Origin of the sequence: Mariniflexile sp., from assembly GCF_041583155.1 — a bacterium.
GTDB lineage: Bacteria > Bacteroidota > Bacteroidia > Flavobacteriales > Flavobacteriaceae > Mariniflexile.
The window spans coordinates 66,024-89,699 of the sequence record NZ_JBFHGK010000002.1; the positions used below are offsets into that span (position 1 = coordinate 66,024).

17 protein-coding genes are annotated in these 23,676 nt (G+C 34.2%); 13 read left to right on the top strand and 4 right to left on the bottom strand.

The window, feature by feature from the left end; genetic code table 11:
* Window positions 1-44: 44 nt before the first annotated feature.
* The 13 genes from ABYI63_RS01170 (at window position 45) to ABYI63_RS01230 (ending at window position 18,475) form a co-directional block, all read left to right on the top strand.
* Window positions 45-1,322 carry an Nramp family divalent metal transporter gene (locus tag ABYI63_RS01170; RefSeq protein ID WP_372752553.1) on the top strand — a complete coding sequence of 426 codons (1,278 nt, stop codon included), beginning with the start codon at window positions 45-47 and terminating at the stop codon, window positions 1,320-1,322.
* Window positions 1,323-1,352: 30 nt separating this feature from the next.
* Window positions 1,353-3,689 carry a polysaccharide lyase 6 family protein gene (locus tag ABYI63_RS01175; protein WP_372752555.1) on the top strand — a complete coding sequence of 779 codons (2,337 nt, stop codon included), beginning with the start codon at window positions 1,353-1,355 and terminating at the stop codon, window positions 3,687-3,689.
* 70 nt (window positions 3,690-3,759) lie between these two features.
* Window positions 3,760-4,977 (top strand): D-mannonate dehydratase ManD, encoded by a 1,218-nt coding sequence (manD, locus tag ABYI63_RS01180; RefSeq protein ID WP_372752557.1) that lies wholly within the window; start codon window positions 3,760-3,762, stop codon window positions 4,975-4,977.
* A gap of 494 nt (window positions 4,978-5,471) precedes the next feature.
* Window positions 5,472-8,654, top strand: coding sequence for a SusC/RagA family TonB-linked outer membrane protein (locus tag ABYI63_RS01185; protein WP_372752559.1), 3,183 nt, complete (start codon window positions 5,472-5,474; stop codon window positions 8,652-8,654).
* 19 nt (window positions 8,655-8,673) lie between these two features.
* Complete coding sequence (locus ABYI63_RS01190; protein WP_372752561.1) at window positions 8,674-10,014, top strand: RagB/SusD family nutrient uptake outer membrane protein; 1,341 nt, start codon at window positions 8,674-8,676, stop codon at window positions 10,012-10,014.
* A gap of 370 nt (window positions 10,015-10,384) precedes the next feature.
* The gene (locus ABYI63_RS01195) at window positions 10,385-11,095 is read left to right on the top strand and encodes a FadR/GntR family transcriptional regulator (RefSeq protein ID WP_372752563.1); all 711 of its coding nucleotides are present in this window, start codon (window positions 10,385-10,387) and stop codon (window positions 11,093-11,095) included.
* A gap of 154 nt (window positions 11,096-11,249) precedes the next feature.
* On the top strand, window positions 11,250-12,020 hold the full coding sequence (locus ABYI63_RS01200; protein ID WP_372752565.1) for an SDR family NAD(P)-dependent oxidoreductase: 771 nt from the start codon (window positions 11,250-11,252) through the stop codon (window positions 12,018-12,020).
* A 124-nt stretch (window positions 12,021-12,144) separates the two neighbouring features.
* Window positions 12,145-12,579 (top strand): RbsD/FucU family protein, encoded by a 435-nt coding sequence (locus tag ABYI63_RS01205; RefSeq protein WP_372752567.1) that lies wholly within the window; start codon window positions 12,145-12,147, stop codon window positions 12,577-12,579.
* 149 nt (window positions 12,580-12,728) lie between these two features.
* The gene (locus ABYI63_RS01210; RefSeq protein WP_372752569.1) at window positions 12,729-13,868 is read left to right on the top strand and encodes a Gfo/Idh/MocA family protein; all 1,140 of its coding nucleotides are present in this window, start codon (window positions 12,729-12,731) and stop codon (window positions 13,866-13,868) included.
* An 11-nt stretch (window positions 13,869-13,879) separates the two neighbouring features.
* Window positions 13,880-15,619, top strand: coding sequence for a hypothetical protein (locus tag ABYI63_RS01215; protein WP_372752571.1), 1,740 nt, complete (start codon window positions 13,880-13,882; stop codon window positions 15,617-15,619).
* Between the two features lie 33 nt (window positions 15,620-15,652).
* On the top strand, window positions 15,653-16,126 hold the full coding sequence (locus tag ABYI63_RS01220; RefSeq protein ID WP_372752573.1) for a hypothetical protein: 474 nt from the start codon (window positions 15,653-15,655) through the stop codon (window positions 16,124-16,126).
* Window positions 16,127-16,189: 63 nt separating this feature from the next.
* A complete protein-coding gene (locus tag ABYI63_RS01225) occupies window positions 16,190-17,536 on the top strand; it encodes an MATE family efflux transporter (protein WP_372752575.1) in 1,347 nt (448 codons plus the stop codon).
* A gap of 234 nt (window positions 17,537-17,770) precedes the next feature.
* Window positions 17,771-18,475: a FadR/GntR family transcriptional regulator gene (locus tag ABYI63_RS01230; protein WP_372752577.1), complete on the top strand. Its 705-nt coding sequence runs from the start codon at window positions 17,771-17,773 to the stop codon at window positions 18,473-18,475.
* Between the two features lie 150 nt (window positions 18,476-18,625).
* Here ABYI63_RS01230 and ABYI63_RS01235 read toward each other — a convergent pair whose 3' ends face one another.
* The 4 genes from ABYI63_RS01235 to ABYI63_RS01250 form a co-directional block, all read right to left on the bottom strand.
* On the bottom strand, window positions 18,626-18,835 hold the full coding sequence (locus ABYI63_RS01235; protein WP_372752579.1) for a DUF2892 domain-containing protein: 210 nt from the start codon (window positions 18,833-18,835) through the stop codon (window positions 18,626-18,628).
* Between the two features lie 19 nt (window positions 18,836-18,854).
* A complete protein-coding gene (locus tag ABYI63_RS01240; protein WP_372752581.1) occupies window positions 18,855-19,160 on the bottom strand; it encodes a hypothetical protein in 306 nt (101 codons plus the stop codon).
* A gap of 88 nt (window positions 19,161-19,248) precedes the next feature.
* On the bottom strand, window positions 19,249-22,443 hold the full coding sequence (locus ABYI63_RS01245) for an efflux RND transporter permease subunit (RefSeq protein WP_372752583.1): 3,195 nt from the start codon (window positions 22,441-22,443) through the stop codon (window positions 19,249-19,251).
* Window positions 22,444-22,598: 155 nt separating this feature from the next.
* Window positions 22,599-23,675 (bottom strand): efflux RND transporter periplasmic adaptor subunit, encoded by a 1,077-nt coding sequence (locus ABYI63_RS01250; RefSeq protein WP_372752707.1) that lies wholly within the window; start codon window positions 23,673-23,675, stop codon window positions 22,599-22,601.
* Window position 23,676 lies beyond the last annotated feature (1 nt).

Here is a 23,676-nt window from a genome sequence, read left to right on the forward strand (position 1 = left end):
ACAAAGAACCTATTTAATAACCAACTAACTAAATACCACAATTTATGACCGAATTAAAAGAAAAAAAGTCCTTTTTAAATAAAATAATAGCTTTGGTTTTAGGTTTCGGACCAGGTATTTTTGCCATTGGTTATACAATTGGTACAGGTAGTGTTACATCTATGATTGTTGCTGGAAGCCAATTTAATATGCAATTATTATGGGTGTTATTGTTAAGCTGTTTTTTCTCTGGGATTTTAATGTTTGTTTATGGCAATTATGCACTTATTACTGGAGACACAGCTCTTTATGGTTTTAAGAAAAATTTGAAATATGGTAAAAGCTTAGCAATCTTAATTATAATAGGCATAACCTTCGGACAATGGAATTCTTTAATGGGTATTCTAGGGATTTCTTCCAATATTATTTACGAAATACTGGTAATTAATTTCGCTGGTTTAGAACATTTAAAGTATGAAATTGTACTAATAATTGCTATTGTAATTATTGTAGTTTTCTATTTATTGTTGCTGGTTGGAAAGTATACCTTTTTCGAAAAAATACTGGTTATTTTTGTAACCTTAATGGGGCTTTCATTTTTCTTATCCTTATGCTTTGTTCAGCCGCTAACCAAAGATGTTATTATGGGTATAATGCCTTCAGTGCCAGATGTGCCAGATGGAAAAATGTTGGTAGCAGCATTTGTAGGTACTACTATGGCTGCTGCAACGTTTTTGTCTCGACCGTTATTTGTTAAAGGGAAAGGGTGGACAATTAAAAATTTAGATCAACAAAAAAAGGATTCCATAACTGCTGCCATTTTAATATTTGTTATTAGCGGAACTATTATGGCCGTGGCTGCGGGTGCATTATTTTATGAAGGAAAGGTCGTTACCCAAGTACTCGATATGGCAAATACCTTAGAGCCCGTTGCAGGTAAATGGGCAGTTACTATTTTCTTTTTTGGAGCCTTAAGTGCAGGATTATCATCTATTTTTCCATGTTTATTAATAGCACCATTATTAGTTGCAGATTATCAATCAGGAGAATTAGATACTAGTTCAAAACAATTTAGAGTAATTACGTTCATTGCCTGTTTAGTAGCTTTAATAGGTCCAGCTTTTGGAGGGAATCCTATCGAAATTCAAATTTTATCTCAAGTATTTAATGTCTTTATTTTGCCTCTAGTTGTATTAGGTATAATTTTCATGGTAAATAATAAGAAAATCATGAAAAACTATAAAACCAGTATTTGGGTAAATATTGGATTATATGCCGCCTTATTTTTCTCCTGTGTTGTATCTTATACGGGCGTTATTGGCATATTAACAAAATACTTTTAACATAACCATTTTTAGTAAAATATTTTTAAAATGAAAAATAAATTAAAATATTACGTAGCAGCAATCTCGCTTTTAGTACTAATTATTTCTTGTAAAGAAGAGAAGGCTGACAGCACAGTTGTTAAGGATATTTCCGAATTTAATGATGCTGTTAAGAACGCCAACCCAGGAACAGTCATAACCTTAGCTAATGGTGTTTGGAAAGATGCCGAATTAGTTTTTGAAGGAAAAGGAACCAAAGAAAAACCTATTACCTTAACCGTTGAAGAAAAGGGAAAAGTTACATTAGAAGGGAATTCAAATCTTCAAATGGCTGGTGAATATTTGATAGTGGAAGGCTTGGTTTTCAAAAATGGATATACGCCAACAAATGCTGTTATTTCATTCAGAAAAAGCAGAGAAGAGATGGCGAATAATAGTCGCTTAACCGAATGTGTGATAGATAATTATAATAATCCAGAACGTCAGGTTCAAGATTACTGGATTACTATTTATGGTAAAAATAATCGTATAGATCATAATCACATTGTAGGGAAAAAGAATTTAGGAGTAACAATGATTGTTGGATTAGATACTAAAGAGAGTATAGAAAATAATCATAAAATAGATCATAACTACTTTGGTCCGCGACCAACTTATGGAAATAATGGTGGAGAAACCTTAAGAATTGGTACAAGCCATAATGCTTTAGAAAATTCCAAGACGTTGGTAGAATCTAATTATTTTGATAGAACTAATGGTGAGCATGAAATTATTTCAAACAAATCTTGTCAAAACACATTTAAATACAATACCTTTTTTGAGTGTACAGGTACTTTAACTATGCGCCATGGTAATGAAACTTTAGTAGATGGCAATGTATTTATTGGAAATGGAAAACCAAGTACTGGAGGGGTTCGTATCATTAATGAAACTCAAACAGTAATAAATAATTACCATGTGGGGTTAACCGGTTATCGATTTAGAGGAGCCTTTGTTATGATGAATGGTGTACCAAATTCATCACCAAACCGTTATGTACCGGTTATAGATTCCAAATTAACTAATAACACATTTGTAAATTGCGATTATATCCAATTATGTGCTGGTAGTGATGCAGAAAGAAGTCAAGCACCAAGAAATTCAGAAATTTCTGGAAATGTTTTTTATCATGAAAACAAGAAGAATCTGTTTACTGTTTATGATGATATTAGTGGTATTACATTTAAAGACAATATTTTAGGGAATAATATGGAATCTGGTATACCTAACGGATTTGAAAATGCAGATATGAAATTGGTAAAAAACGAACAAGGCTTTCTAATTCCGAAATCTGATAAAATAAAAAATGAAATTACCATAAGTCCAAATATTGCAACTAAAGAAAATACGGGTGTTTCATGGTATTCAAAAGCAGATAAATATATAGCTTTAAATTCGGGAAAAACCATAAAAGTAGAAGCAGGGATTAACACATTGTTTGATGCCGCTAAAAACTCAAATCCAGGTGATATTTTAGAATTAACTCCGGGAGGTACTTATTTGTTAACCAAAGCAGTGATAGTTAAACATCCACTTACTTTTAAATCTTCTGGAGGAGATAAACCAACCATTTTATTTGAACGCATGATGGCTTTTGAAATTCAAGATGGAGGAAGTTTGTCACTTGAAAATGTAAAATTTGATGGAGATAAATCACCAGATTACGCAGGAAATTCAGTAATAAGTACAAGTAAAAAATCGATGTTAGAAAATTATAAGTTATTTATAAATAATTGTGATTTCGAAAACTTCATTGTAAATCATTCTTTTGATGTATTACGAGTTTCTAAAGGAACATTTGCAGATACCATTAGTATTCAAAATTCAAGATTTAAAAATATTACAGGTCATATTGCCGCTCTCGATACAGAAACTGATGATATAGGCGCGTATAATGTAGAATATTTTATTATGAAAAATAACAGTCTAAAAGATGTGCAAGGCGCTGCTTTAAGATTGTATCGAGGAGGAAAGGATGAAAGTACCTTCGGACCATTTTTAGAAATGGAACATAATGTATTGGATAATGTAGGTTATGGAAGCAAAAACAAATATGAAGCCGCTTTGTCCTTGTATGGTGTGCAAGTGATTGATATTGAGAATAATATATTTAATAAAACAAAGCCTGTGAAGATGCATTTAGTTGTTGGAGAGCCTGTTGTAAATATTCTTAACAATAATTTCTATGAATCGGATAAGTTAATGGTTACGGGTGATCAAAAATATAATGTACAAAACCTTTGGACTTTTAACCCAGGATTTGATGGAGAGTCGTACAACTTATTAGTTAATTCACCATTAAAAGGTAAAGGAACTGATTCTAAAGATTTAGGTTTATTAAAATAAAATCCTCTTGATTCTATTTTAGAAAAAATGGGTATAAGAGTTGAGATAGTCTTAAATATAAATTAAGCACATGAAAATAACAGAAATAAAAGTTTTTGTTTGTTGTCCTGGTCGAAATTTCGTAACAGTTAAAATTATAACGAACCAAGGTGTTTACGGTTTAGGGGATGCCACTTTAAATGGAAGAGAATTAGCCGTAGTTGCTTATTTGGAAGCGCATGTTATTCCTTGTTTGATAGGTAGAGATGCCCAGCAAATTGAGGATATTTGGCAATATCTATACAAAGGCGCCTATTGGCAGAATGGAGCTGTTAGTATGGCAGCAATCGGAGCCATTGATACCGCTCTTTGGGATATCAAAGGAAAGGTTGCTAATATGCCAGTTTACCAACTATTAGGAGGAAAAAGTAGAAGAGCAGTTACCGTTTATGCGCATGTTAATGGAGCATCTATAGAAGATGTTCTCAATAATTTGGAAGTAGCAATTAAAAATGGATATAAGGTAGCGAGGTTACAATGTACCATTCCTGGCACCGAAGGTACTTATGGTACTTTAGGTGATAAAAAAAATTACTACGAATTGCAAGGCAATCGCCCATTACCACCGGAACATCCTTGGTCTACAACAAAATATCTAAACTTTATTCCTGAATTATTCAAAAAGGCACGAGAGAAGTTTGGTTATGATATTGAATTGTGTCATGATGTACATAGCAGATTAACGCCTATAGAAGCAGCTCAGTTAGGAAAAGCCTTAGAACCTTATAAATTAAAATTTCTTGAAGATGCTGTAACCTATGAAAACCCAGAAGGTTATAAAATCATGAGGAATCATACGACCACGCCAATGGCTTTGGGTGAAAAATTTAATACTATTTGGGATGCCAAACATTTAATTGAAAACCAATATATAGATTTTGTTAGAACAGCTGTAACGCATGGCGGTGGTTTAACGCCATTAAGAAAGCTTGCCGATTTTGCATCCATGTATCACGTAAGAATGGCTCCTCATGGGGCGCCCGATTTGTCTCCTATATGTTTCATGGCTCACATGCATTTAGATTTATGGGCACCCAACTTTGGGGTGCAAGAATTTATTGGTTTTGGAACTCCGGAATTAAATGAAGTTTTTAATTATAATGCTACATTAAAAGATGGAGAAATTTACATAGAGGATAAGCCTGGGCTTGGCGTTGATTTTGATGAAGAAGCAACTAAAAAGTATCCTTATAAAAGATCCTATCTTCCAGTAACTCGATTAGAAGATGGAACCCTTTGGAGTTGGTAATTGGCAACCTATTGTTAATCATTTTTACTAGATTAACTACAACGTTTTCTTGAATTATTTTGTGTTCAGAACCTTAATGTTTGCGTTTTTTTAAGATAGTTGGTGTTTCTTACGACTTAGTTAAAATTATCTTAAATAAAATTTTGTTATAACATATATTTAACATATATTTGGTTCACCACTTTGGTTTACCAAATTACCATTGATAAAATAAACCTAACTTAAACTAAATAATAAACGACATTCAAATGATACTAATACCTACGTAAAAAAGATAAGATTATTATCTTTTTATTTAAGCACTTCTTGTGAGACTTAACTAAAAAATTAAGCATGTAATACAATACGTATTTGCACTTTCAAAAGCTAAAATCAAATTTAGCGACTAGTTGAAAGGTGGTGGTTTACGTTGCGTAATGAAGGGGATGTTTTCATTCCTATTATAATGACTTTTACAACTTTGAGTACTATACAATTAACTAAATAAATTTCAAATGAATTTAAAAACTAAACTAACTTTAATGCTGGTATTGATATTTAATATATCCTTATTTGCGCAAAACGGATATCAATTATCCGGAACAGTAAAAGACGCTACGGGAATTCCTATTCCTGGGGTTAACGTCATTGTAGCGAATACTACTAAAGGTACTGCTACAGACTTCGATGGAAATTTCCAACTGGAAGTTAAAAAGGGAGATGTTCTCCAAATTTCGTACATAGGTTATGTGAAACAATCTATCACAATAACTAATCAAAAAACGTTAGATGTAATCCTTGCGGAAGATGCCGCTAAATTAGACGAGGTTGTAGTTGTAGGATACGGTACTCGTAAAAAATCTCACCTTACAGGAGCGATCGCAAAAATTGGCGGTGATGATGTAGCTGCAGTACAAGTTGCTCGTGTAGATGAGGCTTTAGCAGGTAAGTTATCTGGTGTATTAATCCAAAATCAAAGTGGAGAACCTGGTTCAGATCTTAAAGTTCAGATTAGAACGGGCTCATCTCTTTCTAGTAACTCCGATCCACTTATTGTTGTAGATGGGTTTCCTATTTCTGGAAATTTAGCAACCGTTAATCCTAACGATATTGAGAGTATGGAGGTGCTTAAAGATGCTGCCTCTGCTGCTATTTATGGATCTTTGGGGGCCAATGGTGTAATTTTAGTTACTACTAAAAAAGGTAAATCTGGTAAAGTTAATTTTAGCTACAACGCCTATGTGAGTTCTTCAAAAAAGTATGTTAAGGATATTGAAATGCTTAAAACTGCTGGAGAATGGGCTGCTGAATTACAAACAGATGCTTATGATCTTACCCAAACAGATTCACGTTTATTACAATATAGACTTGATGCTTACGCAAATGCGCCAGATGTGGTAAGTATGGAAGATTGGCTTTTTAGAACTGGTAATAGTAGTAGTCACGATGTTAGCATGAGCGGAGGTTCTGAAAACGTTAAAGCTTTTGCTTCTATTGGTTATTTGAGTACCGATGGTATTGTAATTGGACAAGGTTATGAAAGATATAACGGACGTATGAATATCGATGCTAATTTAAACGATAAGTTAAAAGCAGGATTAAGTATGAACGGTTTTTACGGTAATCAAGATATTGTGCCTTGGGAAATGAGGGATCTTTTAAGAGCTTATAGCATCAGCCCTATTTACCATACACAAGCTTCAATTGATTTCGTTCAGGAATTGGATGCTAAGAGACAAGCATTATTCAATTCAGGGTATACGGCTAATAATTTTGGCAGATCATTTGACCAAGATTACAGAGGTATCGGACTCGATCCAACAAGTATTTATGATTTAAAGCCTGGCGATGTTGTTCATGATTGGCAATATGGTAGAAATCTAAATGGTATTGGAGGAACAGGTGATGCAGGTGTTGCTGCAAAGTTTGATAATTCTAGAAGATACAAAAAAACGTACTATGCAAACGTAAGTTCTTATTTAGAATATGCAATCATGGATGGGTTAAATGTAAAAACCATTTTTGGAGCAGATTTACGTGATGTTAATGATTACGTGTACGACGGTATATTAGCTGATGGTCAGCAACGTTCTAATCAAACAGACTTAGATATATCAAATATTAAAAAATCGACTATTTTAAGCACAACTACTGTTGATTATTCTACCGTGATTGAAGATAAGCACGATATTAATGCAGTTGTTGGTGTGGAGTTTGTAAATACAAAATATAATGGTTTTTCATCAAACGGAACGAATGTACCTTATGGCCTTCCTTTAAATTATTCTTATTTTAACGCTGAAGATGTAATTTCAGAAAGTATTGAGGAAGCTCAATCTAGAAGAGGTATTTTTGGTAGAGTTGCCTATGCTTATGACGACCGTTATTTATTATCGGCATCGGTAAGAAGAGATGGTGATTCTCGTTTTGGAGCTAATGAAAAATATGCAGTATTTCCAGCATTCTCTTTAGGTTGGAATATGCATAAAGAATCTTTTTTACAAGATGATGATGTTTTAAGTTTATTAAAACTTAGATTTAGTATGGGATCTTTAGGTACTTCTTCAGATTTAGGATCATACAGCTCATTAAGTATTTTAAATACGGTTTCATCAGCTTTTGGAACTACATTCTTAATTCCAACTGATGTTGCAAATCCAGATTTAACTTGGCAAACCAATACAGAAACTAACTACGGTATTGATTCAGGATTTTTAAATAACCGTTTCAGATTAAGTATTGATTATTATACTTCAGATGTTAATAATATGTTGATTCAACAAAGTGTTTCTGAGGTTTTAGGTACGCCTTCCATTAGACTTAATCGTGGTGATATCACAAGTTCTGGTTGGGAGTTCGAAGCTAATGCAAATGTAATTCAGAAGGATGATTTTACATGGAGTTTGAGTGCTAACTTATCTACGGTAAATTCAGAAATTACAAGTCTAGGTGATCTTACTGAATTACCTCGTCAAATTTATGGTGGACCAAGCGGTAGAGGTGCTGAGTTTAGAAATTATGTAGGAGGAGAACTAGGTGAAATGTGGGGGTACGAAAGTGCTGGTCAAGTGGAATCAATCTATATTGGAGATCCAACAAGAAACATTGGATATACTAGTGGTGTACAATACGTAGTAGATCAAAATAAAGATGGAAAAATTACATATGAAGATGACTATGTTAAATTAGGATCGAATACTCCAGATTTTTATTGGGGTCTATCAAGTAATATGAATTATAAGGATTTTGATTTTACATTCCAGTTCCAAGGATCGCAAGGTGCTGAAGTATATAATATAGACCCTATCTACTGGCAATCTCAATTCCGTGATGCTACTAATTCTGCTTTTGATTCAAATAACGATGGTATAGCAGATCATAATGGTATGCATTATTTAGAAACCAGAGATGTTCATGGAGCATTAATTCAAGATGCCTCTTATATTGCTTTAAGAAACTTAACTATAGGTTATACACTAAAACCAGAATTTATTAGTAAAATAGGTATTGGTTCAATGCGAGTTTATGCTGCTGCTACTAATTTGTTGTACATCATGGGTAAAGACTACACCTCATTTAACCCTGAAGGTTTAGAGATAGAAAATACTGGTTATGCAGGCCCAACAACTAATGGGTACCAAGAAGGTGCTAGCCCAGTTGTAAGAAGCTTTACGTTCGGTGTAAATGTTAATTTTTAATTAAGAAAAAATGAAAAAAATGAAATTTATATATTTAGTTTTAGTGTCAACGCTGTTAATTACAGCATGTGATAATGATTTGGACCAATCACCTCCTTTAGAATTGGAAGCAAGTAAACTGGATCAATTTGGACCCGTGTTAAATGCAGCATATTACTATCAAACTGGAGTTGTAATGCCACAAGCGGTAATGGGCGATTTTAGAGCAGATAATATGTTGATGATAGAGAATCCTTTCACCTCAATGGATACGTATAATTCCGATTTAGGAGGGGGAGATATGACGGGGGCATTCTTTAGCCCAGTATATAGCAATTTGTATAAAGCAATTTTAAGTACAAATAACGTTATTGAAAACTCTTTAGTAGCTACAGAAGTAGCAGAAGCAAAATTTTTAAGAGCTCTATCTTACTTCAAACTAGTATTGGTTTTTGGTGATGTACCTGTAAATTTATCAGCTTCGCCAAGTACTTCAGACTTGTCCATTTTAGTGAGACAGCCTAAGGAAGACATTTATAATAACGTAATTATTCCAGATTTACAAGACGCAATTGCTGGATTAACTAATTCTGGATTGGCAACAGGTCGTGCGTCTCAGATTGCAGCACGCGCCTATCTTGGTAAAGTATATATGCACAGAGGTAATTATGCTGGGGCAGCAACAGAACTTGGTGCTGTAGTAACAAATGCTACTGCTGCAGGTATAACTTTAGAACCTAATTTTGCAGATGTAGTGACCGATACGAGTAGTGAAATTATTTTTGCAACCAAAATTTCTTCTTCTGTAGCGAATGCTTCAGGTAGTTCATCGGCTTCAACATTTGTAGGTTGGTTTGCTGGTGCCGATACAAAATCGAGTACACCTTTAGACCCACGCTTAACCGCTGCCTTTGATGCTAGTAGTGCTGCTGGTGGGGGTACAGATTTAAGAAAAGCATTAACTATTGATGTGGCTAACAAAACAGGTATTAAGTACACCGGAGGTCTTGAACAAGACTTTATAGAAATGAGATTGTCTGATGTTATTTTATTGTATGCTGAAGCATTAAATGAAACCACAAATGCAACTGGGGTGCAATCTGCAGCCATTCTAGCAAGATTAGATGCTATAAGAACAAGAGCTGGTTTAAATAGTTTAGTTGGTACTGCATTAACACAAGCTGATGTTAGAACCGCAATAGCTAAAGAGAGAAGATTAGAATTGGCCTTAGAAGGACATAGATGGTTTGATTTAGTAAGAACAGGAACTGTTGATGCAGAGATGGGATTAACTGTTAATCCTAATTACTATGTGTTCCCAATACCGAATTCAGAAATTCTTGCAACCAACGGAGTAATAACTCAAAATGCAGGTTATTAGTAATCGATGGTTTAGAAATATTTCTTTGGTTAACTAAAATCAAAGAGTATGAATGAAGGGGAGTAAATGTATTGAAGTACAGCATACTCCCCTTTTTTTATTCTTAAAACTTACATAGTTTTTCTAAGAATTGAATGTCATTTTAAGTATCACAACAGAAGATTTTAAATTTAAATCCTGAATAGTATAAATTATAAAAGGGATTAAAGTTCGAGTTAGTTTAGTTTTTTTTTTGATGAGCTAGCCAATCTGAATATAAGGATTGGTTGGCTTAAAAAAAAGCGAAATTAAAATGGAGTTTGTGCTTAAAAATCAAATAAATTTAATAATTTTACTGTACCAAATTGGTACACCAATTTAATTTGTTTATATGAACTTAGATGTACTTTCAAAAAATGAAAATCAAGAAATTACTACCCGAGTTAAAAAAATTATTTCTCAAATAAGCGATTTAATTACTCAAAAAAAGTTACAACCTGGAGATAAGTTACCTGCCGAACGCATATTAGCTGAAAAATTTGAGGTTAGTAGAAGAAGCATAAGGGTAGCAATTCTTAAATTGGAATCATACGGAATATTAATTTCCATGCCACAAAGTGGAACCTTTGTTGCAAACATAGGTCCAGTCGCATTAAACGGCATGGTTAAGGATATTTTAAGTCTGGGCTTACCTAATTTTAAATCGTTAGTAGAAACCAGGATTTTACTCGAATTAAAAGCTGTTAGCTTAGCTGCAGAAAGGCGAACTGAAGAAGATATACTTCGTATACAAGAAGCCTTAGAAGCGCATAAAGCCAAATTATTATCTGGTGAAGATGCTGTTCAAGAAGATTTGTTATTTCATTTAGCAATTGCAAAAGCAAGTGGAAATGTTACCATGAATCAAATAATGATAGGGATTACGCCTCAAATAATTGTGGATTTTAAAAAATATCATAAGGATTATGATTCGTTAGATGAATTAAGGATTAAAGAACACTTCGATATTTATGAGGCCATTAAAAACCAGAATCCAGAATTGGCAGAAAAGCGTATGAAGCAACATTTTAAATTGTTATATGAGTATTGCGGTGTTAGTTAACATCAAAGCAAAATTCAACTAAAATTACATGGTTAAATTTTAATAAGGATTTGGGTTTTCATCAAACTTTATCACCATGATTTCTATAATTGTATAAACTAAATGATAATTCTTAAACTTTAAGATTATCAATTTTATTAATAAAAGTAATAATATGAAACACCAAAATAAATTAACTGGAAAAAACGTTCTTATCACTGCTGGAGCCCAAGGAATCGGAGAAGCAATCACAAAACATTTTATTGATAGCGGTGCTAATGTGGCAATCCATTATTTTTCTAGTGCCGATATTGCTAATCAATTAACCGAATATGCTATTAGTAAAGGACAAAAGGCTGTTGCGATAAGTGGAGATTTAACTAAAGAAGCTGATGCCAATGCCTTAGTAGAAAAAACAGTGCAAGTTTTTGGAAGTCTTGATATATTAATAAACAATGCAGGTTCACTTGTTGCGCGAAAAATGCTGCACGAAATGGATACTGAGTTTTGGCATAAGGTTATGGACATTAATATGACGTCCATGATGTTTGTTACAAGAGCAGCGGCCCCTCATCTGGGTAAAAATGAGAATAGTAGCATCGTTAATTTGGCATCGCTTGCTGGTCGTAAAGGTGGGCACCCAGGATCCCTAGTTTACTCTACAAGCAAAGGAGCTATACTAACTTTTACAAGAGCACTTTCTACGGAGTTAGGAGGGCAAGGAACAAGAGTAAATGCCGTAGCACCAGGCTTAATTCTTGGAACGTCATTTCATAATACACATACCACTAAAGAATCGGCAGCTGAAACAACTGCGAGTATTCCAATCCAACGCGCCGGTAACGCAGACGATGTTGCTCGTGCCGTTTTATACTTAGCCTCTGAATACGATGGCTTTATTACAGGCGCTACATTAGATATTAACGGTGGTGTCTATAATATGTAGTTCCTGCTTAAATTGTATTTGAAGAGTCCTAAAACAATTTACAATTTATTTTAATAACAAAATTACTAAGATCCTTATAGGGCTTAGAGCTTATATTTTCTAAAAACATCTAATTAATAAAATTATGTTGAAGACTCCAGTAATACACCCAACAATTATGGAAGCGCTTGCGCGTTCGGGTCATTTTGCACAAGTGGTTATAGCAGATGGTAATTTACCTGTCGGAGCTATGTCGGGGCCAAACTCAACCACAGTTCATTTAAACTTCCGTCCAGGCCTGTTAGATGCGCTTACCGTACTTGAAGGCATATTGGAAGTTTGTCCTATCCAAGGTGCTATTGTTATGGAAAAACCCGTTGAAGCAAATGCAGAAATTCATGATACTTATAAAAAAATGCTTGGTGATGTAAAATGGGAGGAAATGGAACGATGGGCATTCTACGATAAAATCAGGGAGCCTTTAACCACATTAATTATTCAAACAGGGGAACAGCGTCGATTTGCTAATTTAATATTAACTGTCGGTGTTGTAAAGATGGCAGAAGAAAGTGATTTTTAACTGCAAGTAGTATATTTCTATAATTTGGATTTTATATGATGAAGTACAAAAAATGATTAAATCTATTTAGTCCATTTCAACTTTATCAGCATTAAATATTGGAAAAAAATACAGTCAATTTTAATTAAATAGCAATTAAAAAAGAAAAGATGAGTAATAAATTAAAAGTATTAGTTTCCGGTACTGGATTTGCTGGGCAAGGACATGCAGATGCATTTCGCGCTGCAGGTGTAGAGGTTGTAGGTATTGTTGGAAGAACAGCAAGTATCGTGAAGGAAGTCGCTAAAAAAATGAATATTCCTTACTCAGGAACAAATTGGACACAAGCATTAATAGATTGCCAACCTGATATTGTGTCTATTGCAACACCTGGTGGGGCACACTACGAGCCCATAAAACAGGCTATAGCATTTGGTTGCCATGTGTTTAGCGATAAACCCTTAACAGATTCGGGTGAGTCTGCAATAGAGTTATATGAACTTGCAAAACAGAAAAAAGTAAAAACTGCCTTTGCTTCTAGTTTTCGTTATATGCCCTATATCCAATATGCAAAGCAACTGGTTGAAGCAGGAAGGATTGGAGAACCAACAGAGGTGGAGTGTATATCGCACTTTAATCTAGAGCGTGATATACCATTTGGTTGGTCGCATAGAAAAGAAGATGGGGGTGGTCGTCTTAATAACAATTTTACCCACATGATTTCAATTGTTACCTCCGTAATAGGCGAAAGCATATTATCGATTATCGGTGAGGTGCGAGACGACTTAGGAAAAGCTCCCATAGTCGAAGGTGTTCATAATTTTAAAACAAGAAGAGATTTTATTCCTGAAAACTTAAATGACCCATCGCTTAAATGGGGTGAAAGTAATGTGGAATGGTCTTATACGGTTTTGGCACAGTTAGAAAGTCCTATGGCAACCAAACCAGTTTCGGTTCTTTTTAAACACGGTGGTTTGAATCCTAAGTTTCAAGAAAATCATATTGTATTTTATGGAACAAAAGGAGCCATTTTTATTGAAGGCCATTATGGAATGGGACCTCTATATTTTTATGGAGAAAATAAAACATGGGAAACCTTGCCTTTACCTCAAGACATTGTAGAAAATCAGCCAAAAGTACAGGGTGACACCGAACGTAATTGGCATTACCTAGTTCGAGAATTCGTTAAAGATATTAATGGTGAAACGGTAGCACCATACCAATCGTTCAAGGAAGGTAGTTTATATCAGCAACTTATCGATTTAATTAGAAAAAATAATAATTGGACCGATGTTCGCCATCTTCAATAAAAATATAAACTATGTTTTATGACTACCTAGTAATTGGTCTTTATTTTATACTAATTCTTGCTATTGGTGTAATTTTTTCAAGAATGGCAAGTAAATCCACCAGTGATTATTTCCGTGGTGGAGGACGAATGCTTTGGTGGATGGTGGGATCTACAGCTTTTATGGCACAGTTTTCAGCAGTTACGTTTACGGGAGCTGCTGGTAAAGCGTTTGCAGACGGTTTCGCTATAAGTGCTGTTTATATTGGTAATACTTTTGCATTTCTTTGTGGATGGGCATATTTCGCTCATCGATTTAGGCAGATGAGGGTGGATACGCCTACAGAAGCTATAAAAGGTCGTTTTGGTTCCGAAAATGAGCTGTTTTTTTCATGGGCATTAATAGTTTTCTCTTTTCTTAATGCAGGAGTTTGGTTGAATGCTTTAGGGGTTTTTACCAGTGCCGTATTTGATGCAGATATTTCATTAACTATAATAGCAATTGGATTTACTGTTCTTTTTGTATCGGTGCTTTCTGGTGCCTGGGGAGTAGTTGCATCGGATTTTGTTCAAACTTTGGTGGTTGCCGTCGTTTCAGTGGCCTGTGCCGTTGTAGCATTGGTAAAAGTAGGAGGGCCGATAAACTTAGTAAACAATTTTCCGGGAGGTTTTCTTATAGGTCCAAATATGAATTACCCATTAATTTTATTTGGTACGTTTATATTCTTTTTGCCAAAACAGGTTATAACAGTAATGAACCTTCACGATTCATTTCGATTTCTTAATGCAAAAGATTCTATTAATGCCCGTAAAGCAGCTTTATTGGCTATGATACTTATGGGTGTTGGAACTATAATTTGGTTTGTTCCACCTTGGGCAGCAGCAACACTCTATCCGGATGCCGCAGCAGATTATTCTCAATTAGGAAACAAAGCAGCCGATGCAGTATATCTTGTGTTTACTCGAAATGCCATGCCTATCGGGACGGTTGGATTGCTTATGGCAGGACTTTTTGCTGCTTCTATGTCTTCTATGGATTCCGCACTAAATAAAAACGCAGGAATCTTTATTCGGAGTATATATCAACCATTTCTAGTTAAAAAGAATAAACTTTCTGATGATATTAAGCTGTTGCGAATCAGTCAATTTGTTAGTTTTATAAGTGGTTTAGGAGTTATTGCCGTTGCATTATATTTTGCATCGCTTAAAGAACTTAGTCTATATGAACTCATGATGAGGGTTTCAACCATGGTACAGGTACCTATGATGATACCGCTGTTATTAGGCATTTTTATAAAAAAGACTCCTAAATGGGCACCTTGGGCAACTATTGCAGTTGGATTAATTGTGTCTTGGTTGGTAGATAATGTTGTTACGGCAGATGTTTTTGTTTCATGGTTTGGTGTAGAATCTCTTACAAGCAGAGAGATTGTGGATATGAATATAATTCTAACTATTGCCGGGCATGTATTTATTACCGGAAGTTTCTTTTGGGCTACTTCCTTATTTTACAACGAAGCAAAAGACAATCATAAACAACAAAGAGATAGTTTTTTTGAAGACCTTGAAACAGCGGTTATTGCAGATGATCAACAAGATGAATTTGACCGTCAACAAAGAAATAAATTAGGTGGAATGGTTATTGTAATGAGTGCTGGTATTATGTTGATGGCCTTAATTCCTAATCCGTTTTGGGGTAGAATTATGTTTGTGGCTTGTTCATTAATTATCGCTACCATTGGTTATTTGTTAAGACGAAGTACCAAAAAATAAATCATCGGCAATTGAAAACTAAAGAATGTCATTATGGATTTGAAAAAATTAATAACATGCTTCACGTTTTTGTTGTTTCTTGACTTTTGTACAGGGCAGACAGTTAATCTCACACATGGTATAGATGAGTCTGCTGGCAGAGGACTTGCATACATAATTACGACCCCTACAGCAATCTATTATTTGGAAAAGGAAGGTGGAGGTTTATCGAGTATGATTGATAAGGATGGTATTGATTGGATAGGTTTTCATAATGAAGTTGGCTCAGCGCATAAAGGGGAATACCGAGGATTCCCGAATGCAATTCATAAACAGGATGGAAATTACTTTCATCCCATGAATGCTGGAGCCGATCCCTCTAAATCTAAAGTAGATATTGACTCGGAACAACAGGTTCGAATAACCCTTACTTCAAATAACAAAAAATGGGAAGGGCAGTGGGATTTTTATCCCGAGCGATGTGATTTTACAATGATAACCATTAGTGCTGGCTTAAAATATTGGTAACTAAATAACTGCCTATTTAATTAGGTATACTATAGTTCTCATCATTATTATCGTAAGGTTATTTTGAAAAACTCTAAACCCTACTTACAGAAAAACTTGTCATTGGCATGGCCAATGGCTTTGAATGCTTTGTTGATTCAATCTATGTTAATGATTGATACGCTTCTGGTGGCTCCATTAGGAGAAGTGTCTGTTGCTGCCATGGGTATAGCAGCAACAATAGTAGCGGCATCTTTGGGAATAGAAACTGCAATATGCAATGGCGTTCAATTGATTGTGGGTAGAGCTTATGGTTCAAGAAACAAGGATAATCTGGTAATGGCCTTTTGGGTTGGTTTATTCATAAATGTTTCTGCATCACTATTATTGTTTTTTATGATAATATTTTTTGGTTCCGATTTGGTTGCAATCCTTACCAACGATGCAGAACTAATAAAATTGGTAGAATCTTATCTTGACATCACAAAGTATATTATTCTTATTACGGCATACACCCAAATTTGTATTTCCTTTTACAATGGTTGCGGCATAACCAAATTACCATTAATGGCCTACGCCATTGAAATACCTGCCAATGCAATTCTTAGTTATTTGTTAATAAATGGATATGGTGAATTCAATGGACTTGGTGTTGTTGGCGCCGCTTGGGGAAGTTTAGCCGCTATATTTCTAAGAACTGTTTTTCTGTATGTAATAATGAAAACAGATAAGAACTTGGATTTAACATACCCTAAAGAAAGACTTTTTTGGACAGAGATTAAACCTCAGTTGGAAGAAATTCTGCCCATTGCTGCCAATTTTTTTGTTCTCTTTATCGGGGCCTCTGTTTATCAACTTTTATTTGCACAGCTCGATTTATCTTCGTTCGTTGCAATTACCTTAATTTTTCCTTGGTTCCGAATTGGTACACAATTCGTTGCTGCTTGGGCTCATGCTTCAGCGATTAATATTAGCCAGGCTATAGGTGAGAAAGACACCGAACACCTTAAAATATTTATTACCGCTTGTAGGCAGGCAACTATTGCATTAACTATCGTGATTGCATTACTTTTTTTAATTCTTAGCCAAAATATACTACTAATCTATCCAACAATTGAACCTGAAACCCAAACGGCCTTATACATAATAGCACCAATTTACATTATCCTTCCAATTTTTAGAGGTTATAATTCTGTGTCTGCTAATATCTTACGTGCGCTTGGTGATAGCCAGCGTGCCTTAATAGTTAATTTTGTTGCTCAGTGGATGATAGCCCTTCCCTTATGTGCTCTGTTAATTCTATATTTCGAGGTGTCAGTATTTTGGGCCTTTGGAATGATGTTACTTGAAGAATTACTTAAAATATTTCATTTTTCTAAGTACACTAAATTAAATCTTGAACGTATTAAATATTCAGTAGTAAGTACTTGAAATAAAAATAATATATAATCACAGAATATTATAAAATCTAGATCTTTTACTTACAGAATTCCATATTAGATAAAAGAATAGACTAATTATCAACATAAACATCTAAAAAAAAAATAATTATATTTGACGAGGGAGGTAATAATTGTAGTTTAATTATTACTATTGCCAACTAAAAAAATTGCTTTAAATTATTATATCAATTTGTATATTATTTCAGATGATTTAAATTTTAAAATGGAATTAGATAAGTTCAACAACGCAGAAAATAACGAGATCCAAAATGTAATAATTTCTAAAATCAGAGATTTAATTAAATATAAAAATCTGGAACCTGGAGATAAATTGCCATCAGAAAGGATATTATCTGAAAAGTTTGGTGTAAGCAGAAGAAATATTAGCGAGGCTATTGAAAAGCTTGAATTCTACGGTTTATTAAAATCGATTGCCCATACAGGAACTTTTATTGCAGATATAGGTCAGACAGCTATGATTGGTATTTTAGATGATATGATAACTTTAGATCACCAAAATTTTAAGTCATTGGTTGAAACCAGAATAATGCTTGAGATAAAAACTGCTATTTTGGCATCGAAGAGACGTAGCGATAAAGATTTAGAAAATATAGAGCAAGCACTCACAAATTTTAAATTAAAACTTTTAAAAGGAGAGGAAGCGACACAAGAAGATTTACTTTTTCATTTGGCAATAGCCAAAGCAAGTAGAAATGGCACTATAAATGAAATGATGTTGCGAATTACTCCAAAAATACTACGAGTTTTAGATGAAACTAAGATTTGCGATGAAGACCATGTTAAATCTGAAATTAAAAACCACGAAGCCATTTTTGAAGCAATAAAAATGCAAGATTCAAAATTAGCAATTGAAGCTATGGAACACCATTTTAAGGTACTAGTAGAGTTTTGCAATAACTTCGATTAAATAATTAAAAAGATAAAAGCATATGTTCTAAGCTTTTATCTTTTTAATTGTCTTTCAATAAAATTGAAATTTAAGAAAAATAGCAACGGGTATTCCGTTTTATTTCAATTGTAATCAGGGGTTTATGATTTGTTTGATAAAAAGAAATTGTTATTTTACCGAGCAATTTGCACTTTCCTTTTTAACACCTAATTTTTGTAAAATAGTTTCTAATAAACACCATTTGGTGAAGGCAGACTGTATTAAATTAACACCAATAAATACGGTAAACCATAACCAATTTTGACTAACGTAAACTGTTAGAATAACACTTAATAATACCATGGTGCCAACTATAACTCTAAAATATGTATTTAACATTTTGATTAATTTTTTAAGTTTATATAAATTTTAAAATAGGAACAACAACTGCTTTTATTGGATTGTTTGTTTCTAAATTTGAATTGAATTCTGTTATTAAATTGAACAAAACTTCAATGTTTTTATCTTCGGTAAAAGAGTAAAACATACTGGATTCATTAACTCCTTTTTCTGCTGAAAACCAGTTAGAAGCCATAAAAAGGGAAGATCCATTTTTATAGCCATCAATTTCGGAACTGCTAAAGTTTTCAATGTTTGCTTTTTTGAATAGTTTCAAAACATCCTTTTGGAACTGTTCTACTACGGTTACAATTACTAGTTTCATACGCTATATTTTTTTTTGGCACGAATGCTTTAAAAAATTGATTTTAATTTATATTACTAAAAGGTTTCCACTGCACACCCCAGACATGTTATTTGTAATTCTTTTTTTCAATCATATAGTAAACCAATGGCACTACCAATAGTGTTAATACTGTAGAAACAATAGTTCCTCCCATAAGAGAGATGGCTAATCCTTGGAAAATAGGATCAAATAAAATAACGAAGGCTCCTATAACCACGGTACCGGCGGTTAATAGAATAGGAGTTGTTCTAACGGCTCCCGCTTCAATACAAGCCTGTTTTAATGGTATTCCTTCTGCCGTTCTTAAGTTTATAAAATCGATAAGTAATACCGAGTTTCTAACCATAATTCCGGCTAAAGCAATCATTCCAATAAAAGATGTTGCTGTAAAGAAGGCATCCATAATCCAGTGTCCTAATATAATTCCAATTAAGGATAAAGGAATAGCAACCATCATCACCACAGGTGCTTTAAAATTTTGGAACCAACCTACAATCAATATGTAAATCAATATGATAGCCCCCAAAAAGGCAATGCCTAAATCTCTAAATACTTCCAATGTAATTTGCCATTCACCATCCCATTTTACGGTATAATCATCTTCAAAATCTGGCTGTCCTAGATACATTTCATTAATTTCATAACCGGCTGGTAATGGTATTTCTTTTAGTTTTTCTTCCATACCAAGAATGGCATAAGCAGGACTTTCTAAATCGCCAGCCATATCAGCTAAAACATAAACTACACGTTTTTGGTTTTTACGGTAAATACTTTTGGCACTTGTTACTTCTTCAATTTCCACCAAATCGGCAATAGGTACCATATTTCCTTGTTTCGACTTTATTTTTAATTGAGAAATATCTGTGATAGTTGATTTTTCTTTTTCATCTAAAGCCAATATTAAACCAATTTGATTTGAAGCATCTTCATCATATAAATTAGTAATTGGTCTGTTAGACAAAGCCATATTCATGGTGTACGCAATTTGTTGAGGCGCAACACCATATAACATTGCTTTTTCTTTATTAATGTTAAACTGATATTCTGTTTGGTTGTTTTCAACCATCCAATCGATGTCTACCACATCATCCGTGTTTTTTAAGATGTTTTGAACACTGTTTGCAATTTTCATTTGCTCTTCATAATCAGGTCCGTAAACTTCAGCAACAATTGTAGATAGTACAGGTGGTCCTGGCGGAACTTCTACCAACTTTACATTTGCATTGTATTTTTTAGCAATTCTTTGAATGTCCGGGCGTAGTAATTTAGCGATGTCATGGCTTTGTGCAGAACGCGCTCCTTTGTCAATTAGGTTTACTTGAATGTCGGCCATATTGCTACCTCCACGTAAATCGTAATGACGTACTAAACCATTAAACGTGATTGGAGCAGAGGTTCCTATGTAGTTTTGATAATTAACCACTTCTGGTCGGCTTGCTAAATATTGAGAAATTTCTTGAGCAACGACACCAGTACGTTCTAAAGTGGTACCTTCTGGCATATCAATAACCACTTGGAACTCATTTTTGTTATCGAAAGGAAGCATTTTTACAGCAACCGATTTCGTAAAAAACAACATCATAGTTCCTAAAAGAATGGCAAATGTGCCACCTAAAAACAACCAACGTTTATTTTTGTTTTCTAATAAAGGTGTTTCAAATTTGTTGTAAATTTTATAAATGTAAGTGCTTTCAATTGGTTTTTCAGCTTCATCAGCAGCTGCTTTTTTATCCTTCTCTCTTAAGAAAATATAACCTAAATAAGGCGTAATAGTTAAAGCAACAAATAACGATAATATCATCGCAATAGATGCTCCAATAGGCATTGGTGCCATATATGGACCCATTAAACCAGAAACAAATGCCATAGGTAATACCGATGCAATAACGGTAAAGGTTGCTAAAATAGTTGGGTTTCCAACTTCATTAATAGCATATAAGGCTGCCTGTTTAAAAGGTAAACGTTTCATTTTAAAGTGCCTATGCATATTTTCTGCAATAATAATAGAATCGTCTACCACGATACCTGTAACAAACACTAACGCGAAAAGTGTAATTCGGTTTAAAGTGTAATCAAGCATGTAATAACTTAATAAGGTTAATGCAAACGTAATTGGAACCGATAAAAATACTACCAAACCACCACGCCAGCCCATTGCTAACATAACTACCAAGGTTACAGCGAAAATAGAGCCGATAAGGTGCCATAAAAGCTCAGACACTTTGTGTGAAGCGGTTTCACCATAGTTTCTGGTTATTTCTACATGTACATCGTCTGGAATTAAGTTTTTACGTAAATGCTGTACTTTATCAATAATAACTTCCGAAATTTTCATCGCATCAGCTCCTTTGCGTTTTGCTACCGAAATAGTCACTGCAGGATATTCAGATTTATAATCTGATGCTTTTTCACTACCTTTTCCAAAACCTAAACTCACATAATTTTTAGGAACTTCAGGACCATCAATTACGCTAGCTACTTGCTTTAAATAAATAGGTTGGTTTTGTTGTACACCAACTACTAAATTTTCAACGTCGCTGGCCGATTCTAAAAACGTTCCTGTATTCACTAGGAATTCAGTATCACTTTTATCAAAACTTCCTGAGTTTAATTGGGAGTTATTAGCTTTAATCATCTCCGAAACGGTCAAGAAATCCAAACCACTAGCGGCAAGTTTGTCTTTATCCAAAACTACTCGTAATTGACGGTTTCTACCACCTATTTTATGAGTAATAGCTACATCATTCACCTTTTTAATTTCCGATTCCAGTTCCTGTGCCATTTGGCTTAATTGATAATCGTCGTAGTTTTCACTCCACAATGTTAATCCCAACATAGGAACATCATCAATAGCACGTGTTTTTACCAATGGGAATGTAACGCCTTCTGGCATTTGGTCCATGTGTTTGTTTATTTCATTATAAAGCTTCACAAAAGAGCGTTCAATATCTTCACCCACATAAAACTGTACAATCACCATCCCTTGTTCCTTCATTGCTGTAGAATACACATATTCCACACCGTTAATGTTCGAAATTAATTGCTCCAAAGGTTTAAGTACACGCGACTCAACTTCTGTTGGGCTTGCTCCAGGATAACCTACAAAAATATCGGCCATAGGCACATCAATTTGTGGTTCTTCCTCACGCGGAATTAAAAATGAGCTATACACACCAATAACCATAAACACGATCATTAACAGCACTGTAAGCTTCGACTGTATAAAGACTTTTGCAATTTTTCCTGCGATTCCTTCTTTCATTGCATTAAATTTTTTTCATTTCCACCGTAGTGGAAATCTCTATTTAATATTATTTTGTTTTGGGCGTTTTAACAGGCTATTCGTTGCAATCTTTTTTTGCCATATATGGCAGCAAAAAAAGGATTTTCACTTTTATCCTTAACGCAGCTTTTTAGTTATTTAATAGCTATTTTAGCACCGTTATAAAGTTTCCCTTCAGCAGAAACTATATACGCTTCATCCGCATTTAAACCAGATAATACTTCTATTTGATCTCCAAAGGTTCTACCTAAACGCAACCAACGTAATATTGCAGTTTTGCTTTGGCTAACTGTATAAACACCTGTTAGTTGGCCGTTTGTAACAATTGCTTCACTTGGAATTAAAACTAGCTCTGTTTTAGTTTTTCTTTCCACAGGAAACTGAACGGTTGTAAACATTCCAGAAAGAATTTTAGCGTCGGTCTTTTCTAAGGCTATTTTCACTAAATACTGTCCGCCCGTGTTTTTAGCCGAGCTACTAACTTCTGTTACTGTTCCTTTAATAGTTTGGTTGATGGATTTCACCAAAACATTAACAGAAGTATCTTTAGTAATTTGCGAAATTTCAGTTTCTGGTACCATGGCCATTACTTCAAAGTTTCCCGGTGTTTCTACGCTTATTAATGGCACTCCTGGATTTGCCATATCACCAACTTCTACTGTTTTACTAGTAATGGTACCGCTAAAAGGTGCAGTGATATTACTATAAGCAAATTGAGCGTTGATTTCATTTTTCATTTGGTTTGCCGACTCTAAACGTGCTTTTGCCATTTCAAAATTGGCCGTTATATCATCCATTTCTTTTTGTGAAGCGCTGTTGCCTGCAAACAAATTTTTATAACGGTTATAATCTTTTTGGGCATTATTAAAAGCAGCCATAGCCTCGGTAATACCAGCATTTACTTGTGCTCGTTTTGCTTGTAAATCGGTATTATTAATTGAAATTAACAATTGGCCTTTGTTTACTTTATCGCCAACTTTAACATGTACTTTGTTTACGTATCCCATCATTCTAGTGCTTAAATCGGCACTATTTGTTGCCTGAATTTTTCCGCTTACACTTAAAAATGGGCTGGTTCCGTTTGTATGAACTTCACTAACTTTTACAGGAATGGCTGGTGAATTATCTGCAACTGCTTTTTTATTGTCGCTTCCACAACTTGAAAATAAAAGAGCTGTTGAGAATGCTACGATTGTATATAAGTTTTTCATC

Bases quoted from the DNA above. Each gene is read 5' to 3' on its own strand.
- ABYI63_RS01185 (WP_372752559.1), top strand. From the start codon at position 5,472: ATGAATTTAAAAACTAAACTAACTTTAATGCTGGTATTGATATTTAAT.
- ABYI63_RS01195 (WP_372752563.1), top strand. From the start codon at position 10,385: ATGAACTTAGATGTACTTTCAAAAAATGAAAATCAAGAAATTACTACC.
- ABYI63_RS01215 (WP_372752571.1), top strand. From the start codon at position 13,880: ATGTTTTATGACTACCTAGTAATTGGTCTTTATTTTATACTAATTCTT.
- ABYI63_RS01250 (WP_372752707.1), bottom strand. From the start codon at position 23,675: ATGAAAAACTTATATACAATCGTAGCATTCTCAACAGCTCTTTTATTT.
- ABYI63_RS01245 (WP_372752583.1), bottom strand. From the start codon at position 22,443: ATGAAAGAAGGAATCGCAGGAAAAATTGCAAAAGTCTTTATACAGTCG.
- ABYI63_RS01235 (WP_372752579.1), bottom strand. From the start codon at position 18,835: ATGTTAAATACATATTTTAGAGTTATAGTTGGCACCATGGTATTATTA.
- ABYI63_RS01240 (WP_372752581.1), bottom strand. From the start codon at position 19,160: ATGAAACTAGTAATTGTAACCGTAGTAGAACAGTTCCAAAAGGATGTT.
- ABYI63_RS01200 (WP_372752565.1), top strand. From the start codon at position 11,250: ATGAAACACCAAAATAAATTAACTGGAAAAAACGTTCTTATCACTGCT.
- ABYI63_RS01210 (WP_372752569.1), top strand. From the start codon at position 12,729: ATGAGTAATAAATTAAAAGTATTAGTTTCCGGTACTGGATTTGCTGGG.
- manD (WP_372752557.1), top strand. From the start codon at position 3,760: ATGAAAATAACAGAAATAAAAGTTTTTGTTTGTTGTCCTGGTCGAAAT.
- ABYI63_RS01175 (WP_372752555.1), top strand. From the start codon at position 1,353: ATGAAAAATAAATTAAAATATTACGTAGCAGCAATCTCGCTTTTAGTA.
- ABYI63_RS01230 (WP_372752577.1), top strand. From the start codon at position 17,771: ATGGAATTAGATAAGTTCAACAACGCAGAAAATAACGAGATCCAAAAT.
- ABYI63_RS01170 (WP_372752553.1), top strand. From the start codon at position 45: ATGACCGAATTAAAAGAAAAAAAGTCCTTTTTAAATAAAATAATAGCT.
- ABYI63_RS01190 (WP_372752561.1), top strand. From the start codon at position 8,674: ATGAAATTTATATATTTAGTTTTAGTGTCAACGCTGTTAATTACAGCA.
- ABYI63_RS01220 (WP_372752573.1), top strand. From the start codon at position 15,653: ATGGATTTGAAAAAATTAATAACATGCTTCACGTTTTTGTTGTTTCTT.
- ABYI63_RS01205 (WP_372752567.1), top strand. From the start codon at position 12,145: ATGTTGAAGACTCCAGTAATACACCCAACAATTATGGAAGCGCTTGCG.